The organism is Vibrio sp. Isolate24, assembly GCF_022398215.1.
Classification (GTDB): domain Bacteria; phylum Pseudomonadota; class Gammaproteobacteria; order Enterobacterales; family Vibrionaceae; genus Vibrio; species Vibrio coralliilyticus_A.
On record NZ_JAKEUU010000001.1, the window covers coordinates 1,683,260 to 1,703,928 of the forward strand.

A 20,669-nucleotide genomic window follows, 5' to 3' on the forward strand; every position below is an offset into this window, starting at 1 on the left:
TCCTTAATCAGGTGAGTTCAAGGTTAATAACCCGTTGAGTTAAAGTCAGGTTGGAACCTACCTGCGGGTAGACGTTTCACTTCGGTAGTCACATTTCCATCATCGTGGAGCAATAATTCACGCCACCCCGGAGACTGGTTATCCAAAGCAAAGTCATCTGAGTTGGGTTTAAATTGTACACAGGTTGAAGGCGTGGCCATTACCCGCACTTCATTTCTCATCACATTCATGTCTTGGTGCACATGGCCACACAAGACCGCTTTGACATTATTATGCTGATCGACCAATTGCCAAAAATCCTCTGAATCTTTCAAAGAATGTTGGTCTAACCAAGCACTGCCCACAAGCATGGGATGGTGATGCAATAGGATCAAAGCGTGACGTTCTGGATACTGAACTAATTTTTCTTCCAGCAGTGCAAATTGCTTATCGCTCAAACGACCATGAGGCACTCCCACGACTTGAGAGTCAAGCATAATCATCTGCCATGTTTCACCAAGCAGTACATGCTCAATTTGCTGAATCTGTGGAGAAGGAATCACCGAGGTCATGCTCGGTTTAAAATCATGATTGCCAGGGAGCCAAAAACAGGTTTTCTTGAGCGGTACAATACCTTGCTCAAAACGATGATATGACGCTTCGCTATGATCCTGTGAAATATCCCCTGTCGCCAAAACAGCGTCATAGGCAGGATTTTCTTCGACAATAGCTTCAACGACAGCCTTAAAGCTGTCACCTGTATTCACACTCAATAGGCTTCCATCTGCTGCTTCAAACAGATGAGTATCTGTAATTTGAAGCAGCCTGATGCGACCATCTGATGAGCTCGACGTTACTTTCAAAACTAAAACCTAAATATTGAGCGGCGTCCGGCTAATACCATGCCTTAAACAAAAAGATAACCAATCACCCAAAAAACGGTTCAGTTGCACTTTTTCATCTTGCTGAACCATTTTGTCATTGGGGTATTCGTATCGAGCATTCACTCGTTTTAAATGCTCACACTCACACACCTCTGCTACGCGAGCATCGTGGTAGAGCCTGACAGACATTTTTGGCAATGGAAACACCGGGATATCATCACTTTGACAAATATCGACCAAAGTTGTGTACTTTGTGACTTCGACCACTTGAATTTGATATGTCATGTTAGCAGCCTGATAGCAGCGCACATTACCAACCTTTGCTCTACTTGGAAGCAAAGCATTTAATTTGGCGTAATTGGTTTCATAAGTCCGCATCAATTCTGATAAATCAACGTGATACGGCTTTTTTACTGCTACTTGTGCCATTGTTCTCTTAGCGTTTGGTAATTCAGCTGCAACCATTGCAGTGCAATAATCGAAGCGCCATTTTCAAATTTTCCGTTTGTGACCCATTGATAGGCGGTCTCACGACTGACCACATGAACTCGAATATCCTCACCTTCATAGTCTAAACCATGAACGCCTTGAGCGGTGGATGCATCCACTTTCCCAACGTAAACATCCAGTTTCTCGGAGCAACCACCAGAAGAAGGGTAATAAGACGTCACCTTGGTTACATCGTCAACGGAGATCCCCGCTTCCTCAACCGCTTCGCGACGCACTACCTGCTCTGAAGATTCATTGGTATCAATCACCCCCGCCACAATTTCAAATTGCCAAGGGTGATCATGTTCCAGCGCACCGACACGAATCTGTTCAATCAATACAACCTGATCCGTTACTGGATCATAAGGCAGTAATGCCGCAGCGTGCCCTCGCTCGAACATTTCACGCTCAATAACCTCACTCCAGCCACCTTCAAACAACTTATGTCGAAAGCGATACTTAATCATCCTAAAAAAGCCCTTAAATAGTGTCTCTTTTGAGATGATTTCTACATCTTGTGGAGTAAATTCACTTTGTTGACTATCAGATAGTTGCATTTGGCACCTCAGTGAGTGAATCTTATAGTTTACTCAGACAGAAGCTTAACTTCCAAGGACATGGCTCAACTTTTTATACAATTTTTATATTCTGAGTTAAATCTGCGAATCGAGTATATTGCACAGGTGGATAGTTAAGTGTAAAAATTTGCAAAGTTTTGCGTGAATTAGCATCAGTATGAGTTAAACTCTCGCTCAGTCACCTTTTTCATATTTTGGCAGGAATAGGACCTATGAAAAAACTGCTTCCACTATTTATCAGTGCAGCACTTGGCAGCTTAAGCACCAACGCTTTTGCTGACACACTGACGGAAATTTACAATCAAGCAAAAGAAAACGACCCAACATTACTTAGCGCAGCTGCTACCCGCGACTCTGCATTTGAAGCGGTGACTTCTAGCCGTGCCACTTTGCTCCCTCAAGTTGATCTGACAGCAAGCTACGACTTTGATCGCGGTGAGTACAATGACGCAGACAATGACAAGGATACTTGGACAGCTAAACTAGGTTTTACTCAAGAGTTGTATAAACGTTCTAGCTGGCTCACTCTAGATACAGCGGAGAAAACGGCACGCCAGGCCGATGCAACCTATGCGGCTGCTCAGCAAGATCTTATTCTTCGCGTCGCTACCGCCTATTTTGAAGTGTTAAGAGCACAAGATAACTTAGCTTTTGTCCAAGCAGAGAAAGCGGCTGTGGGTCGTCAACTAGAACAAACCAAACAGCGTTTTGAAGTAGGACTTTCTGCGATTACAGACGTCCATGATGCACAAGCACAGTACGATACTGTTTTAGCAGATGAAGTGCTGGCCGAAAACAGTCTGATCAACAGCTACGAAGGTTTACGCGAAATCACGGGCATAGAGCATGATGATCTCAATGTATTAGACATTGACCGTTTCTCTGCGACCAAGACTCAATCGCCAGTAGACTCTCTAGTTAAAGAGGCCCAAGAGAAGAACTTAAACTTACTTTCTTCACGCATCGCCCAAGACATCGCTAAAGATAATATTTCTCTGCAGAGCTCAGGCCACCTTCCTTCATTGACTTTAGATGGCGGCTATACATTGGCCGAACAAAAGAACAGTACATCCAGTTCAAGTGATTATGACTCGGACAATTTCAATGTCGGGCTAAATCTGTCTGTGCCAATTTATAGCGGTGGCTCAACAACCTCTCTGACTAAGCAAGCGGAATTTGATTACGTAGCGGCAAGCCAAGATTTAGAAGCGACTTACCGCAGTGTGGTGAAAGACGTTCGTGCCTTTAATAACAACATCAGTGCTTCGATTGGTGCGCTACGCGCTTATGAACAGACCGTAGTTTCAGCACGTTCAGCGTTAGAAGCCACTGAAGCGGGCTTTGATGTCGGTACACGTACCATTGTCGATGTTCTTGATTCAACTCGTAACTTGTACGATGCCAATAAGAACTTATCGAACGCACGTTACGATTACATTCTCAGCGTGCTACAGCTTCGTCAAGCAGTCGGTACGTTAAGCGAGCAAGATATCCTAGATATCAATGCTGGTCTGAAAGAAGCTCCAGCTAACAGCTAACAGCTAACAGCTAACAGCTAACAGCTAACAGCTAACAGCTAACAGCTAACACGGAAAAGTAAAAAGGTTGATGCTTTCACATCAACCTTTTTTAGTTCTTGCCTATCTCAAAAACTAGTACACCGTATCTATCACAACATCTTTTTCTACCAGCCACTCGACCTTGTCACCATTCTTAAGCATTAAGGCGACATCGACTGGTTTTTCTGTCTCTACCGCGAATTGCCACACAAATGCCACTTCCCAACGGCTTTGATTGTGAGTACGTAAATCCAGTAAATCACCATCGATAACCCAACTTTCTTCACCTTGCTTAATAGAAATACTGTCCACTTCCAAAGTGGCAGGTAGTATTTTATCCGATTCTAGGTAGAGCGCGCCATGGAGCGTTTGGTCCTGAACTTCTCCTAAGGTAGGCATTTTGTTTAGCCATAAATTACTTTTTAGCCGAACCGTAGCCCCTTCAATAGCAACCTGTTCATCCTGCTCCCAACCCACTGGAGTCGATGCACAGCCAGCTAGCAGCACAGCTCCCAACACCACTACTGCATATTTTTTCATTGTTATCACCTTTGAGCCAACCACTCTTTGAGAGTTTGAATATCATTCTGATATTCATTTTTTATTTCTTCAACCCAATCATCTATGTTTTCCCACCATGCTGGCAAATCAGGAGACTGAGCTTTTTGTGCGACTTTCTGAATATGTTTAAGACCAATAGAACCAGCCGCACCTTTAATCTTATGGGCTTCAGAAACAATACCGTCTTGGTGTTTCGCCGTCATATTAGAATTAAGCACTTCGACATACTCTGGCATCATATTTTCAAACATCTCGATACTATCCAGTACCGGTTGAGAGCCCACTATACCGACATAAGACTCCAGCATCTCCAAATCCAACACCCGGCTGTATAAGTCGTTACTTTCCGCCACAACTGGCTCTTCAATCGTCAGTGGCTGTTGATACTCTTCATCGGAGGTAAATTTCGCGATAACTTCCTGAACAGCCGTCACGGATAGAGGCTTGCTGATCGCATCGTCCATGCCCTTTTCCAAGTATTCATTTTTGTTCTTCAGTACATTAGCAGTAAGGGCGACCAATGGCGGCAAATCTTTATAGGTTTTACGATAAAAATCAGCAACATCAAAACCTGTCATATCTGGAAGTTGGATATCCAAGAACGCCAGATCATAAATTTCCGGATCAAACATCTCAATCGCATCCTGTCCGGTCATGGCCACACTAACCTCATGCCCCATACTCTCTAGGAGCGAACGCGCTACAGTAATATTGAGTTCAATATCTTCGACCATAAAGATATTGAGCTCTTTACGCTCCATTGGATCGCTTTCAAGTGGCTGCTCGTGAGCAGAAAGAGGAACACGTATGGTCACCGTAAAAGTACTGCCAAACCCTTCCTCACTACTGACGGTAATATCTCCATCCATCATTTTAATGAGTTGTTTAGATACCGCTAAACCAATGCCTGTGCCAACTGCGTGAAGGTTATCCTTACCGGATTTAACCTGGTAGTACATCGCAAAGATCTTCTCAAGCTCAGATTCCGGAATACCAATACCACTATCCTCAATTTCCATGGTGATATTGGCAAGTTCACCATCGACTTCAGCATCGACGGTCATCACAACACCCCCCTCTTTGGTGAACTTCATAGCATTACTGATCAGGTTCCACAGTACCTGTCGCAAACGGGTTGCATCGACTTCTATTGCTGTTGGAAGTTCGCTTAAACGCTCTAGATCAAAACGTAAACCTTTTTGAGAGGCCATGAGGGCAGAAATACTCTCCATTTCAGCCACAAATTCCTCAAAGTTCAGTGGAGATGGGAACAGCTCTAACTTGCGACGGTCAAACTTATCCATATCAATAATGTCGTTGAAAATATTACCTAGGGTAATCGCACTGACATTGATGGTCTGCATATGGTTTCGTTGCTCATCCGTTAATGGCGTATCAAGCAACATACGGCTCAAACCAACGATGCCGTTTAGTGGGGTACGTAGCTCATGACTGATGGTTGAAATGAAAGTCGTCTTATCTCGGCTGGCTTTCTTCAATGATTCTTCGTGACGTTTTCGCTCAGTAATATCACGCCCGAAACCGACTAACCCAAGATGGCGGCCATCCTTGCTATAAAAAGGGACTTTGCGTAGCTCAAAGTAATTTTTACGGCCGTCTGGGTATTCCAGCCACTGCTCGTAAGTCAAGGCTTGGTTATCCGCAAACACCTTTTCGTCCGTATCAACAATCTGTTGAGCCACTTCTTTGCTGTAGACATCCCAAGGGGTGAGCCCCACCAGCTGATTTTCTTTTTTACCCGTTAGCTCTTCCATGGCACGGTTACAACCGGAAAATACCCCTTCAGCATTGCGGTAATAAATAAGATCCGGAGACGCATCAATAAATGAACGTAGAAGTGCGGTTCTTTCCGCCAACTCCAGTTGCGTACGCTCACGTTGGTAGACTTCGTTTTCGAGATCTTTCATCGCTTCTTCACGGGCTTCCTCAGCTTTAATCCGCTCTTCAATTTCCTGATTCAGCTTAGCAATATTCTGCTGTAACTTATGGTTCAGTTCTTGATCTCGAGAACGCATATCTTTGAGCTTAGATACGAGCTTTGATAAACGCTGGCGTGACTCTTCAAGTTGGTCGACGACCACAGATAAGAAATACACAGCCCAAGGCGTGATTAGCAGACCAAAAAACACTGAGCGAACAATATCAATGTCATCCACATGTCCGCTCAACACTAAGGTGATGCCAACCTGAACCACAACAGCCAAGGCAACCAGCGCTAAAGCGAGTAAAATAGAGAAACGCAAAATGCCAAGCTTGACCAGAAGATCGACATAATACTGAGCGAGATTCTTTATAGGTTTCATTGGGCGCTCCGTACGATAAGACTAGGTAAATACTACCTGTTTTCACTACCCACGGCTAAGAGAACCTAAAATCTGGAGAAGTTAATTTTCTGATGTGTGATGGACACAAGTTTGATTACGCCCGTTTGCTTTCGCCTGATACAGGGCACTGTCTGCCAACGCAATCAAGCTTTCTCTGTTATCCATAGGATTAGGGACAAGCGTGGCAACCCCGATACTTACGGTCAGGCTCGAAGAGACTTCAGAGGCTGCATGTTCTAGCCCCAACCGTTTCACCTCTTGGTGGATTTTTTCAGCAATCTGCCACGCACCTTCAACGGTTGTGTTAGGCAAAATGAATCCAAACTCTTCCCCGCCATATCGAGCCACACAATCACTATTTCGAGATAGCACTGATTTAAACACCTCAGCCACTCGAATCAGAGCGTCATCACCAGCTTGGTGACCGTAATAATCATTGAAGCCTTTGAAATAATCGATATCACACAGGAGAACGCTCAGCGGCTGACGCTCTCGAATATGTAAAGGCCATAAAATAGCGAGTTGCTCATCAAATCGACGTCGATTGGAAATTTGCGTCAAGCTGTCAAGAAAACTCAACCTCTCTAGCTCTTGATTGGCCTCTTCCAGTTTTTGTGCCGCAAGATAACGATCCGAGACATCTCTCGCCATGATCAATACACCATTAGTGCCAGAAGCGGGATCACGAAACGGCGATTTCACGACATCATACCAAGTAAACTCTCCATTACTATTGATCGCTTTATCGATGTAACGTAATGATTTCCCTTCATATAAAACCTTCTTATCCGTTTCAGACAAACGGCTATAGACATCATCTGGGATGATATCTTGAAGCCGCTTACCAATGAGCTCATCCACCTCAGAAATGCCGAGGGCGCGTACAAAAGGTAGGTTACAGGCTTGGTAGACCATGTTCTCGTTAAAGATACCGATAGCATCTGGGCTAGACTCAAGAATATTCTGTAAAATGGTATCGCGTTGCGCCAAAGCCACTTCAGTATCGCGACGTTTATCCATCTCATCACGAAGGCTTTGCTGCATATTATGCCAGTCCGTTACGTCATGGCTGATACCTATGCTGCCCATTTTTTCTCCCGTAGAGGAAAGCAAGATATTCTGATAGGTTTCGAGGAGGCAACTTCGCCCATCGCAGTCTGCAGTCCAGCGCCGTTTATTCGCTCGCCCTTTAACGACACCTTTAATATCAGCGCTGCCTTCCAGTTCACGTCCATCCCAAAAACGTTCAAATGCTCGATTAGTAAAAATCAACTCACCTTGGTTATTCTTGATAAACACCAGTTCTGAAAGGTTATTTAACGCACTTTTGGCGATGGAAAGAGATTGAATCTCACGTGCCATTTCCTCGTGAGAAGCTTGGTGCGGTGATAAATAGAGTAACCAAGATGCACGTCCTCGATAGACAGTCTTACGCCCAGTCATCTCTACTTTAATACGCGTATTTCTCGAAACACTCCATTCAATGGGAAAACTCTTAAATCCATTTCCTGCAAACTGGTTAATTGTCGATAGTAAGAATTCTCGTGAAACAGTATCAGGTAGAAGAAACGATTTCCCCATGCGTCGAATAGCAAGCAACTGCATGGCACTCTTATTGGATAGAAGCAACTTTCCTGACTGAGCCTCGACGAGAATCAAGGCTGTGGGGGTATCCTGAAACAGCAACTCGATATGCTTTTGCAATCGCGAATAGAGCACTGAGGATAAAATAACAAAGAGCAGGATGACGACAAGGCTAAAACCATGTCCACGGGAAACATCCCATAGCCAGTAAAGTACCTGCTCCATTCTAATACTCTATGTCCATCTGCAACCTAATACTAAGGTTACAAAAGATATCAGCTTATTGCTGATTTTTCTGTATTTATTAATGGTTTTATATATACAAACGGCTGATTAATTAATGAACCTTGTGCACCATCACGTTGAAGTGTCTGTTCAAGCTCTGTCATCGCTAGCCAACGATTCTCACACCACAAAGGTGCAAGCAAAGTAGGTCGACGGGCCGCAGACGACACTCGATGAAAGACAACCTCTGGAGGTGTCATCCGAATCATCGCACTTGCGGTTTCAACGTATTGTTCTAATGATAGCGCATCCAATCTGCCCGCTTTCCAAGCTTTAGCCATAGTACTACCTTCAACAATATGCAGACTATGAAGCTTAATACCATCGGTCCCTACCTCTAGCACTTTACTCAGCGTGCTCAGATTGTCCTCATGAGTCTCCTTTGGTAGGCCAACGATCAGGTGAGTGCACACTTTAATGCCCATAGCCCGCGCACGGTGAGTAATTTCAGCGTAACACTCGAAGTCATGACCACGATTAATACGTTTCAGAGTCTCATTATTAGCAGTTTGCAGGCCCAGCTCCAACCAAATTTCATAACCTTGTTGAGCATAACCAGACAAAAGCTCTAACACGGCATCTGGTACACAATCAGGCCTTGTCCCGACACAAAGCCCAACGATGTCGGCTGTTTTCAAGGCCTGCTCATACATATTTTTCAGCACTTGCACTTCTGCATAGGTGCTGGTGTAAGCTTGAAAATACGCTAAGTACTTCTTCGCTCTGCGAACTTCATTGGCACGATCATTCAGTTGCTCACCAATACTCTTAATCTGGCTTTTTTCATCAGCAAATGAAGCAACATTGCAGAATGTACATCCACCTCTGCCTATCGTGCCATCTCTATTTGGGCAACTGAAACCGCCATGCAGTGTCAGTTTATGGACCTTCTCTCCATATCGTCGCTGTAGATCTTGCCCAATCGTATTGACCATCTCATGTAGCTGCATATTTCTCTTACACACCAAATAGGAATAACTATCATTTCGATTTGTGTAATTAAATTACAACAATGAAAAATTAACAGGTCAGAATTTAAAGATTTAAAACAGATAAGCTTTATCTAAAATCAATAAAAATGCATAAAATTAAGCACAAAAAGCAATTGTTAAGCAAAAGTTAAACATAAATACAATAACAGGACCTGAAAAACTACTCGACTTCCTCGAATTTTGATTGCAATTAAGCTGGACAAAATTGTAGGATAATTTCAGATTTTAGTTTTATTTGTGTATTTAATTACACAATCATTTACTAAAACGTCGGTGTTTTCCAACTCCCACCTATATAAATCACTAAATAGTGATACAAAAAACATGGATTACACCAAGGATTGTTTTTCTCGCAATATTTTTCCTGCGAGATACGGAATGGAATCAAAGTCGCCAACTTCGGAAGACTTCGAATCATAAAAAATAAAGGACTGGACGCAAAACTGGTTTCGACTAGCTCATTTGCGCCTATTAAACTGGAAGGATGTATCTATGGTAGATAGAGAGCAAAATTCGCAAGGTCTGTATACTCCTGAGCTGGAGCATGACGCTTGTGGCATCGGTTTTGTTGCTCACCTGAAAAACCGTAAATCTCATGAAGTTGTGACTCAAGCATTGGATATGCTGGCTCGTATGGAGCACCGTGGTGGTCAAGGTTGTGATCCATGCAGCGGTGACGGTGCAGGTATCTTGCTACAAAAACCTCATGAATTCCTATTAGAAGAAGCCGTTAAGTTAGGCATTAAACTGCCTTCGTTTGAAAAGTATGGTGTCGGTGTCGTTCTTTTCCCGAAGGACGAATACAAACGCGAACAATGCCGAGATATTCTAGAACGCAACGCACAGCGCCTAGACCTTGAAGTTATCGGCTACCGTGCATTGCCAACCGACAACTCAATGATCGGTGCTGACCCACTAAGCACAGAGCCTCAGTTTGAGCATGTGTTTATCTCTGGTGGCCCTGGCATCACACCGGAAGAGCTAGAGCGCAAACTGTATGTACTTCGTAACTACACAGTACGAGTTTGCCTAGAAAGCGTGTCGAACATTGGTGACGACTTCTACATTAACTCAATGTCTTACAAGACATTGGTGTACAAAGGTCAGTTAACGACCGAGCAAGTACCTCAGTACTTCCTTGATCTACAAAACCCGACCATGGTGACCGCACTGGCACTGGTACACTCTCGTTTCTCTACTAATACCTTCCCGAAATGGCGTCTTGCACAGCCTTTCCGTTACATTGCCCACAACGGTGAAATCAATACAGTTCGCGGTAACTTGAACTGGATGAAAGCCCGTGAAGCAATCCTAGAATCAGACCTGTTTACTCAGGCTGAAATCGACATGCTTCTTCCAATCTGTCAGGAAGGCAGCTCGGATTCATCTAACTTTGACATGGCACTTGAGCTCCTAGTTCTCTCTGGTCGCAGCCTGCCACACGCATTGATGATGTTGATCCCGGAAGCATGGCAAGAAAACAAAAACATGGATCCTAAACGTCGCGCGTTCTATCAGTACCACGCGAACATCATGGAACCATGGGATGGTCCAGCTTCAGTATGTTTTACTGATGGTGTTCAAGTTGGTGCGACACTAGACCGTAACGGTCTGCGCCCTTCTCGCTACACTGTGACCAAAGACAACTTCCTAGTAATGGCATCAGAATCCGGTGTTGTGGATATTGAGCCAGAGAACGTAGAGTTCCGCGGTCGTCTACAACCAGGTCGTATCTTCGTTGCAGACCTAGAGCAAGGTCGCATCATCTCTGATGAAGAAGTGAAAGACACCATCGCAACAGCGCAGCCTTACGAGAAGTGGGTAGAAGAAAACCTACTGAGCTTGAAGAAGCTGCCAGATGCGAGCAACCAGTTCAGCCAACCTTCTCCAGAACGTTTGCTGCATCGTCAGCAAGCTTTCGGTGTGAGCACTGAAGAAGTGAACGAAATCATCGTTCCAATGGCGAATGAGGCAAAAGAACCATTGTCAGCAATGGGTGCCGACTGGCCTCTTGCGGTTCTCTCTCATCAGTCTCAGCACCTTTCAAACTACTTCAAGCAACTGTTCGCACAGGTGACCAACCCACCGATCGACCCGATCCGTGAGCGTATGGTTATGTCGCTGAACACTTACTTGGGTAAAGACCAAAACCTTCTGACTGAAACACCACTTCACTGTCAGAAAGTTGAATTGGAATCGCCTGTTCTGGCGAACTCTGAGCTTGAGAAATTGCGTGCGATCGATAACGAGCACCTACAAGCGAAGACACTGGATATCGTGTTCCAAGCCAATGAAGATCAAGGCAAGCTTGAGCGCGCACTAAAACGTATCTGCCAATACGCAGAAGACGCGGTTATCGATGGTTACTCAATCATCCTACTCACTGACCGTGCAGTGAACTCAAACCACGCGGCGATCCCAGCAATGCTGGCAGTGGGCGCAGTTCACCACCACTTGATCCGCAAAGGCCTACGTGCGAAGTGTGACATCGTGGTTGAAACCGGTGACGCGCGTGAAACGCACCACTTTGCAACGCTACTTGGTTACGGTGCGAATGCGGTTAACCCTTACCTAGTGATTGAAACCATCATTGAACTTCAACGTACGAAGAAGTTGGATCCAGAAGCGAACCCTCGCGATCTGTTCAACAACTACCGTAAAGCGATCAATGGCGGTCTTCTGAAGATCTTCTCGAAGATGGGTATTTCTACGCTACAGTCATACCATGGTGCGCAAATCTTCGAAGCCTTGGGTATCCATAAGTCTGTTGTAGACAAATACTTCACAGGTACGGTTTCTCGTATCCAAGGTCTCACCCTTGATGATATCGCCAAAGAAGTGCTGATCCGTCATCGCATCGGTTACCCACAACGCGAAATCCCAATTCAAATGCTGGATGTTGGTGGTGTTTACCAATGGAAACAGCGTGGTGAGAAGCACCTATTCAACCCAGAAACGATTTCTCTGCTGCAACAATCGACTCGCAACAAAGATTACGAGCAGTTCAAGCAGTACGCAACAGCGGTAGATAAGCAAGGTGACAATGCGGTAACACTACGTAGCCAACTTGAATTCATCAAGAACCCTGCGGGCTCTATCTCTATCGATGAAGTTGAACCAATTGAAAGCATCGTAAAACGCTTTGCGACTGGTGCAATGTCATTCGGTTCAATCTCTTATGAAGCGCACTCAACGCTGGCGGTGGCGATGAACCGTCTTGGCGCGAAGTCGAACTCTGGAGAGGGCGGTGAAGACCCAATGCGTTTCGAACGCAAAGAAAACGGCGACTGGGAACGCTCTGCAATCAAGCAGGTGGCTTCAGGTCGTTTCGGCGTAACCTCTTACTACCTAACCAACGCTGATGAGCTACAAATCAAGATGGCTCAAGGTGCGAAACCAGGTGAAGGTGGTCAGCTACCAGGCGATAAAGTAGACGACTGGATCGGTGCAACGCGTCACTCAACTCCGGGCGTCGGTCTTATCTCTCCACCGCCACACCACGATATCTACTCAATCGAAGATTTGGCTCAGCTGATCTACGACTTGAAGAACGCGAACCGCGCGGGCCGCGTAAACGTGAAACTGGTATCGGAAGCAGGCGTAGGTACGATCGCTTCTGGTGTAGCGAAAGCGAAAGCGGACGTTGTACTAATCGCAGGTTTCGACGGTGGTACTGGTGCATCACCAATGTCTTCAATCCGTCATACAGGTCTACCTTGGGAACTTGGTTTGGCAGAAACACACCAAACGCTACTGAAGAACGGTCTGCGTAACCGTATCGTGGTTCAAGCGGATGGTCAGATGAAGACACCTCGCGACCTTGCAGTCGCAACACTACTTGGTGCAGAAGAATGGGGCGTGGCAACCGCAGCATTGGTGGTTGAAGGTTGTATCATGATGCGTAAGTGTCATAAGAACACTTGTCCTGTCGGTATCGCGACTCAAAACAAGACGCTTCGTGAGCGCTTTGATGGTCGCGTAGAAGACGTAGTAACCTTCTTCCAATACATGGCACAAGGTCTGCGTGAAATCATGGCTGAACTTGGCTTCCGCACTATCGATGAGATGGTCGGTCAAGGTCAGAAGCTGAAGATTCGCCAAGATGTATCTCACTGGAAATACAAGAACCTAGATCTATCTCCTGTTCTGCACGTGGAGCAAGCTCGCGAAGCCGATGGCGTATTCAACCAAGCTCAGCAGAACCACAATCTAGAAGAAGTACTAGACCGCAAGCTGATTCAAGCAGCGATTCCTGCTCTCGAGAAAGGCGAAGCGGTAAATGCCGAATTCCCTATCGTCAACACGGACCGCTCTGCAGGTACCATGTTGTCGAACGAAATCTCGAAAGTGTACAAAGATGCTGGTCTACCTCAGCCAATGAACGTGAAGTTCAACGGTTCTGCGGGTCAGTCATTCGGCGCATTCCTAGCTAAGGGTGTGAAGTTCGAAGTGGAAGGTGATGCTAACGACTACTGGGGTAAAGGTCTGTCTGGCGGTACCTTAGTGCTCTACCCAGACGCGAAATCGAGCATTGTCGCGGAAGACAACATCGTAGTTGGTAACGTGTGTTTCTACGGTGCAACTTCGGGTGAGTCTTTCATTCGCGGTATGGCTGGTGAACGTTTCTGTGTTCGTAACTCAGGCGCGAAAGTCGTAGTAGAAGGCGTCGGTGACCACGGTTGTGAATACATGACTGGCGGTGCAGCCATCATCCTTGGTTCAACAGGTCGTAACTTTGCCGCAGGTATGAGTGGCGGCGTGGCTTACGTATGGGATAAATCAGGTGACTTTGAGTCAAAGCTGAACCCAGAGCTAGTAGACCTAGATCCAATCGAGCAAGAAGACAGAGATCTCTTACTCGACATGCTAACTAAGCATGTTCAATTCACAGGAAGTGAAGTCGCTCAGTCTTTCCTAGACAACTTTGAAGCAAGCCTAGCCTCTATGGTTAAGGTAATGCCGCGTGACTACAAAGCGGTTCTTCAAAAGCGTAAAGCTGAAGCACAGTCTCAAGGAAACGAAACTCAAGTGGAGGCCGTATAATGGGTAAGCCTACTGGATTTTTAGAGCATGGTCGTGAACTACCACAGAAGATCGACCCAGCTGAACGCATCAAGAACAACAAAGAGTTCGTTCTGAACGAGGAGTTTGGTGACAAGATCAATACTCAAGCTGCTCGTTGTATGGATTGTGGTGTGCCGTTTTGTCATAACGGCTGCCCTATCGGTAACATCATCCCAGAATTTAACGATGCGGTTTATCGTGATAGCTGGGAAGAAGCATGGAACATTCTAAGCTCAACCAATAACTTCCCAGAGTTCACTGGTCGTGTTTGCCCTGCTCCATGTGAAAGTGCTTGTGTACTTGGCATCAACCAAGACCCAATCACTATCTGTAATATCGAGAAAACCATCGTAGAAACGGCGTATCGTGAAGGATACGCTAAACCAAAAACACCACGTTCTCGCACAGGCAAAACCGTTGCGATCATCGGTTCGGGCCCTGCTGGTCTTGCGGCTGCTGAGCAGCTAAACAGCGCAGGTCATACTGTGACCGTCTTCGAGCGAGACGAGAAAGTAGGCGGTCTGCTACGTTTTGGTATTCCAGATTTCAAACTGGGTATGGACGTGATTGATCGTAAGATCAACCTCATGGCAGAAGCTGGCGTTGAGTTTAAAGTAAACCAACACGTTGGTGTTGATGTAAATGCTCAGCAACTGCGTCAAGAGTTCGATGTGGTTCTACTAACTGGTGGCTCAACCGTTCCACGTGATTTGCCCGTTCCGGGTCGTGAACTAAAAGGCGTTCACTTCGCGATGGAATTCCTAGGTCAAAACAACCGTCGCGCCAATAACATGGACCTGAAAACGGAAGAAATTCACGCTGCGGGTAAACATGTTGTGGTTATCGGTGGTGGTGATACTGGTTCAGACTGTGTGGGTACATCAAACCGTCACGGCGCAGCAAGCATCACTCAGGTTGAAATCATGCCGATTCCACCAGAAAAACGCCCTGCTAATATGCCATGGCCACAGTACCCAATGATCTTGCGTACTTCGACGTCTCATGAAGAAGGCGTTGATCGTCACTGGAACATCCTAACCAAAGAGTTCATTGGCAATGACAAAGGTGAAGTCACTGGCCTTCGTCTAGCTGATATCGTTTGGCAAGATGCGAAGCCTGGCGAGCGTCCAAGCTTTAAAGAAGTAGAAGGCAGCGAGCGTGTTATCCCGTGTGATATGGCATTTCTAGCGATGGGCTTCCTACACCCAGAACCAACAGGCGTACTTGCTCAACTGGATATCGCGCTAGATGATCGTGGTAACGTAGCAACTCAAGATTTTGCTACCAACCAAGAAGGTGTATTTGCTGCTGGAGATATGCGAACAGGCCAATCTTTGGTGGTTCGTTGTATCAACGAAGGTCGCGAATGTGCCCGTGCTATCGATGATTACCTAATGGGTGGCACAAACCTAGAAGCAAAAGCGGATTCACTGATGCTGTCTGCGTAAACCAAATAATCCCCAGAACTAACCAATAATGAATGATTCTGGGTATTAAATAAATAGCTAATCAATCCTTCCAAACTTTCCATTCTGGCCAGCACAATGTGCTGGTCTTTTTTATTTAAGCCAGATTCAATTGTTAAAATAGTGTAACAATGAAAAATATATCTATATGATAAGAAAGAAGTTTTCAGATTATTAAGTGGTAAATAGAACATTGGCGTGATAAATCACCAAAAACTTGACCTTTTCTATCATAAGCTATACGTTGTGAAGTCGATGAAAATGAATTCATCTTATTTTGTAAAATAATAAAGAAGATTTTGTGTTTATTTATGCAAAATTCAACAAATTAAAAGCATAGTTAGTCATATATACCAACCCTTATCATGTTGGTAGTTCTGTCTAGAAGACAGAGAAGCAAAGGGAGAATTGCAATGGCTTTATATGATCCTAGTCTTGAGAAAGACAACTGTGGATTTGGTCTGATTGCGCACATGGATGGGCAACCAAGTCACAAACTGGTTCGTACGGCAATTTCGGCATTAGATCGCATGACTCATCGTGGTGGTATCGCCGCTGATGGTAAAACCGGTGATGGTTGTGGCCTTCTATTACAAAAGCCCGATTCCTATTTACGCCTTATCGCTGAAGAAAGTGGCTTTAACCTTGGCAAGCAATATGCCGTAGGGATGCTTTTCTTCAATCAAGACCCGGTCAAAGCCCAACTTGCCAAGGACATCGTCAACAAAGAACTCGCACAAGAGACGTTAACTGTTGCGGGTTGGCGTGAAGTACCAACCAATTCAGAAGTACTCGGCCCAATAGCCGCCGATTCACTTCCAAACATTCAGCAAGTCTTTATCTCTGCTCCGGCAGGTTGGCGCGAGCGTGACATTGAACGTCGCCTCTACATCGCACGTCGTCGAATCGAGAAACAAATCACCGAAGATCCAGATTTCTACATCTGTAGCTTGTCAACACAAGTTCTGGTCTACAAAGGCTTGTGCATGCCGGCGGACTTACCGCGCTTCTATCTTGATCTTGCTGATCTACGCATGGAATCCGCTATCTGCCTGTTCCACCAACGTTTTTCAACTAATACTCAACCTCGTTGGCCGCTGGCTCAACCATTCCGCTACCTTGCTCACAATGGTGAGATCAACACTATCGAAGGTAACCGCCAATGGGCTCGTGCTCGGGCTTACAAGTTCTCATCACCACTGCTACCTGACTTACAAACTGCGGCGCCATTTGTGAACGAGACAGGTTCAGATTCTTCCAGCCTAGATAATATGCTGGATCTCTTTTTAGCTGGTGGTATGGATATTTTCCGTGCGATGCGCATGCTTGTGCCACCAGCATGGCAAAACCACCCAGATATGGATCCGGATCTGCGAGCGTTTTACGACTTCAACTCCAAACATATGGAACCATGGGATGGCCCGGCAGGTATCGTACTGTCCGATGGCCGTTACGCTGCCTGTAACCTAGATCGAAATGGTCTGCGTCCTGCACGCTATGTGATTACCAAAGACAAGTTGATCACTCTGGCTTCTGAGGTGGGGATTTGGGATTACGCTCCAGATGAAGTTGCCGAGAAAGGCCGTGTTGGTCCAGGTGAACTACTGGTTATCGACACTAGAAAAGGTAAGCTTTGGCAATCGAGCGAAATTGATAACGATCTGAAATCTCGTCACCCTTATCGCGAATGGATGGAAAACAACGTTCGCAAACTCACTCCTTTTGCTCAGCTACCTGAAGACCAAGTGGGTGAGCGCAGCTTTGATGAAGACTTACTCAAGACTTATCAAAAGCAATTTGCCATGAGCAATGAAGAAGTCGATCAAGTACTGCGTGTCCTTGGTGATATGGGACAAGAAGCGGTCGGTTCAATGGGTGATGACACCCCGATGGCCGTCTTATCGTCTAAAGAGCGCTTGGTAACGGATTACTTCCGCCAAAAGTTCGCTCAGGTAACCAACCCGCCAATCGATCCATTGCGTGAAAAACACGTTATGTCACTGGCGACCAGTATTGGTCAGGAGATGAACGTCTTCTGTGAAACCGATGGCCACGCCTACCGAGTGACCTTCGATTCACCAGTATTACTTTACTCAGACATGCAGCAGTTACTCGAGCTTGGTGATGATCACTACCGTAATACCATTCTCGATATCAACTACGATCCACAACAGAAAGATCTTAAACAAGCCATTGATGATCTGTGTGAGCAAGCCGAACAGGTCGTACGTGAAGGCACTGTGCTAGTGGTGCTTTCGGATCGCGCTTTAGTCAAAGGCAAGCTACCAATTCCTGCAGCAATGGCAGTCGGTGCGGTTCAAACTCGCTTGATTGATGCCAACTTACGTTGTGATGCCAACATTGTTGTTGAGACAGCCACTGCACGTGACCCACACCAATTTGCCGTCTTGCTTGGCTTTGGTGCCACTGCTATTTACCCATACCTTGCTTATGAAGCGCTAGGTAAGCTGATTGATGATAAAGCGCTAGAAAAAGACTATCGCGATGTGATGCAAAACTACCAATACGGCATCAACAAAGGTCTGTACAAGATCATGTCGAAAATGGGGATTTCTACCATCGCCTCTTACCGCTGCTCACAACTATTTGAAGCGGTTGGCTTAAGCCAAGAAGTGGTCGACTTATGCTTTAAAGGCGTGACGACTCGTATTGAAGGCGCGAACTTCGACGACTTCCAACAAGACTTGTACAACCTTTCTCGTAAAGCTTGGGCGAAACGAAAAGCCATCGAGCATGGTGGCTTATTGAAATATGTCCACGGTGGTGAATATCACGCCTACAACCCAGACGTGGTTGGCACACTGCAAACTGCGGTGAAATCAGGTGAAAGTAACGATTATCAGAGCTTTGCTAAGCAGGTGAACCAACGCCCTGTTGCCATGCTGCGTGACTTAATGGCGCTGAAAAAATCAGACTCACCGCTACCACTTGAGCAAATCGAACCTAGCACTGAGCTCTTCAAACGCTTTGATTCTGCGGCGATGTCCATTGGCGCACTTAGCCCAGAAGCGCACGAAGCACTTGCAACAGCGATGAACCGTCTCGGTGGCTACTCTAACTCTGGTGAAGGTGGTGAAGATCCACGTCGCTTCGGTACAGAGCGTAACTCACGTATCAAGCAGATTGCTTCTGGGCGATTTGGTGTAACGCCTCACTACCTTACCAATGCAGATGTACTGCAAATTAAGGTGGCACAGGGGGCGAAGCCGGGTGAAGGTGGCCAGTTACCGGGACACAAAGTCACCGCAGAAATCGCGAAACTGCGTTATTCGGTACAAGGGGTGACTCTGATCTCCCCTCCTCCGCACCATGATATTTATTCGATTGAAGATTTAGCTCAGCTTATCTTCGACCTAAAACAGGTCAATCCAAATGCGCTGGTTTCGGTGAAATTAGTTTCTGAACCAGGCGTTGGCACCATCGCAACAGGTGTCGCGAAAGCTTACGCTGATCTTATTACCATCTCGGGTTACGACGGCGGTACCGCAGCAAGTCCATTAACTTCAGTGAAATACGCAGGTAGCCCTTGGGAATTGGGACTGGCAGAGACACAACAAGCACTGGTTGCCAATGGTCTACGCCATAAGATCCGTCTACAAGTAGATGGCGGTCTAAAAACGGGGCTAGACGTGGTGAAAGCGGCGATTCTCGGTGCGGAAAGCTTCGGTTTTGGTACTGCGCCAATGGTGGCAATGGGTTGTAAGTTCCTACGTATTTGTCACCTCAACAACTGTGCCACAGGAGTTGCAACTCAAGACGAGACATTGCGTAAAGAGTACTTCAAAGGCCTGCCGGAAATGGTGATGAACTACTTCATCGGTCTGGCGGACGAAGTGCGCGGATTACTTGCTGAACTTGGCGTTGAAAAGCTGACTGACTTGATTGGTCGTACCGATTTGTTGGAAACCGTTGAAGGTCTGACAGCAAAACAAACCAAGCTGGATTTGTCGAATATCCTTGAGGCACCAGTCTCTCCAGAAGGACACCCTCTTTACTGGACACAGCCAAACACACCATTTGATAAAGCAGAGCTAAACAACAAGATCATTGAAGATGCGCTGCAAGCGGTTGAGAAACGTCAATCTGCTAGCTTCTTCTACAACGTGATCAACACCGACCGTTCTGTGGGTGCTCGCCTATCCGGTGAAATCGCTCAGCGCTACGGCAATCAAGGTATGGCGGCAACGCCAATCAAACTGCACTTAGATGGTACTGCAGGTCAGTCATTTGGCGTTTGGAACGCGGGTGGCGCAGAGCTTTACCTCACTGGTGATGCAAACGACTACGTAGGTAAAGGCATGGCTGGCGGTAAGGTAGTTATCAAACCTCACCTTGGCACTGCATTTAAGTGTAATGAGGCGACCATCATTGGTAACACCTGTCTGTACGGGGCAACTGGCGGTAAGTTGTTTGCCGCAGGTAAAGCCGGTGAGCGTTTCGGCGTACGTAACTCAGGTACGATTGCCGTCATTGAAGGCGCTGGCGATAACGCTTGTGAGTACATGACCGGAGGTATTGTTGCCATTCTTGGCGCGACCGGTGTGAACTTTGGCGCAGGTATGACGGGCGGTTTTGCTTATGTCTTGGATGAAAACCAAGACTTCCAAGGTCGCGTGAACAATGAATCCGTTGAAGCGATTTCTTTGTCGGATCTCTACATACATCAAGAGCACTTACGTGGTCTAATTGCCGAGCATCTTGAAGAAACTGGCTCTAGCCACGCAGAAAATATCTTGGCGAACTTTGATGAATGGATTCCAAAGTTCTACTTGGTGAAGCCTCAAGCGGCGGATTTGCGTACGCTACTTGGTCACCAGAGTCGCAGTGCCGCAGAACTGCGCGTTCAAGCCCAGTAATCATGG

At 46.1% G+C, this 20,669-nt stretch carries 11 protein-coding genes; 4 read left to right on the forward strand and 7 right to left on the reverse strand.

All coding sequences use genetic code 11. The annotated features are described in order from the left end of the window. Window positions 1–23 precede the first annotated feature (23 nt). The 3 genes from cpdA to nudF are packed head-to-tail and all read right to left on the reverse strand — an operon-like array spanning window position 24 to window position 1,909. Complete coding sequence (gene cpdA / locus L1D23_RS07495; protein WP_239837734.1) at window positions 24–842, reverse strand: 3',5'-cyclic-AMP phosphodiesterase; 819 nt, start codon at window positions 840–842, stop codon at window positions 24–26. A gap of 9 nt (window positions 843–851) precedes the next feature. Further along, entirely contained in the window at window positions 852–1,292 is a 441-nt protein-coding gene (locus L1D23_RS07500; RefSeq protein ID WP_239837735.1) for a DUF1249 family protein, read from the reverse strand. Beyond that, window positions 1,280–1,909 (reverse strand): ADP-ribose diphosphatase, encoded by a 630-nt coding sequence (gene nudF, locus L1D23_RS07505; RefSeq protein ID WP_239837736.1) that lies wholly within the window; start codon window positions 1,907–1,909, stop codon window positions 1,280–1,282. The genes L1D23_RS07500 and nudF overlap by 13 nt, the downstream gene beginning before the upstream one ends. Window positions 1,910–2,142: 233 nt before the next feature. Here nudF and tolC point away from each other — a divergent pair, with 233 nt between their 5' ends. Then, window positions 2,143–3,468, forward strand: a complete 1,326-nt coding sequence (gene tolC / locus L1D23_RS07510) for an outer membrane channel protein TolC (RefSeq protein ID WP_239865146.1) — start codon at window positions 2,143–2,145, stop codon at window positions 3,466–3,468. Window positions 3,469–3,582: 114 nt separating this feature from the next. Here tolC and L1D23_RS07515 read toward each other — a convergent pair whose 3' ends face one another. From L1D23_RS07515 to L1D23_RS07530, 4 genes are all read right to left on the reverse strand, one after another. Then, window positions 3,583–4,029 (reverse strand): hypothetical protein, encoded by a 447-nt coding sequence (locus tag L1D23_RS07515; RefSeq protein ID WP_239865147.1) that lies wholly within the window; start codon window positions 4,027–4,029, stop codon window positions 3,583–3,585. Between the two features lie 5 nt (window positions 4,030–4,034). Continuing rightward, window positions 4,035–6,374, reverse strand: coding sequence for an aerobic respiration two-component sensor histidine kinase ArcB (arcB, locus tag L1D23_RS07520; protein WP_239865148.1), 2,340 nt, complete (start codon window positions 6,372–6,374; stop codon window positions 4,035–4,037). Between the two features lie 81 nt (window positions 6,375–6,455). Beyond that, the gene (locus tag L1D23_RS07525; protein ID WP_239865150.1) at window positions 6,456–8,204 is read right to left on the reverse strand and encodes a diguanylate cyclase; all 1,749 of its coding nucleotides are present in this window, start codon (window positions 8,202–8,204) and stop codon (window positions 6,456–6,458) included. A 50-nt stretch (window positions 8,205–8,254) separates the two neighbouring features. Continuing rightward, complete coding sequence (locus tag L1D23_RS07530) at window positions 8,255–9,214, reverse strand: TIGR01212 family radical SAM protein (RefSeq protein ID WP_239865152.1); 960 nt, start codon at window positions 9,212–9,214, stop codon at window positions 8,255–8,257. A gap of 534 nt (window positions 9,215–9,748) precedes the next feature. Between L1D23_RS07530 and gltB (L1D23_RS07535) the strand changes: the two genes are divergently transcribed. The 3 genes from gltB (L1D23_RS07535) (at window position 9,749) to gltB (L1D23_RS07545) (ending at window position 20,663) form a co-directional block, all read left to right on the forward strand. Then, window positions 9,749–14,299, forward strand: coding sequence for a glutamate synthase large subunit (gltB, locus tag L1D23_RS07535; RefSeq protein ID WP_239865154.1), 4,551 nt, complete (start codon window positions 9,749–9,751; stop codon window positions 14,297–14,299). After that, on the forward strand, window positions 14,299–15,768 hold the full coding sequence (locus tag L1D23_RS07540; RefSeq protein ID WP_239865156.1) for a glutamate synthase subunit beta: 1,470 nt from the start codon (window positions 14,299–14,301) through the stop codon (window positions 15,766–15,768). Before gltB (L1D23_RS07535) ends, L1D23_RS07540 begins: the two co-directional genes overlap by 1 nt. 431 nt (window positions 15,769–16,199) lie before the next feature. Further along, entirely contained in the window at window positions 16,200–20,663 is a 4,464-nt protein-coding gene (gene gltB / locus L1D23_RS07545; protein WP_239865158.1) for a glutamate synthase large subunit, read from the forward strand. Window positions 20,664–20,669 lie beyond the last annotated feature (6 nt).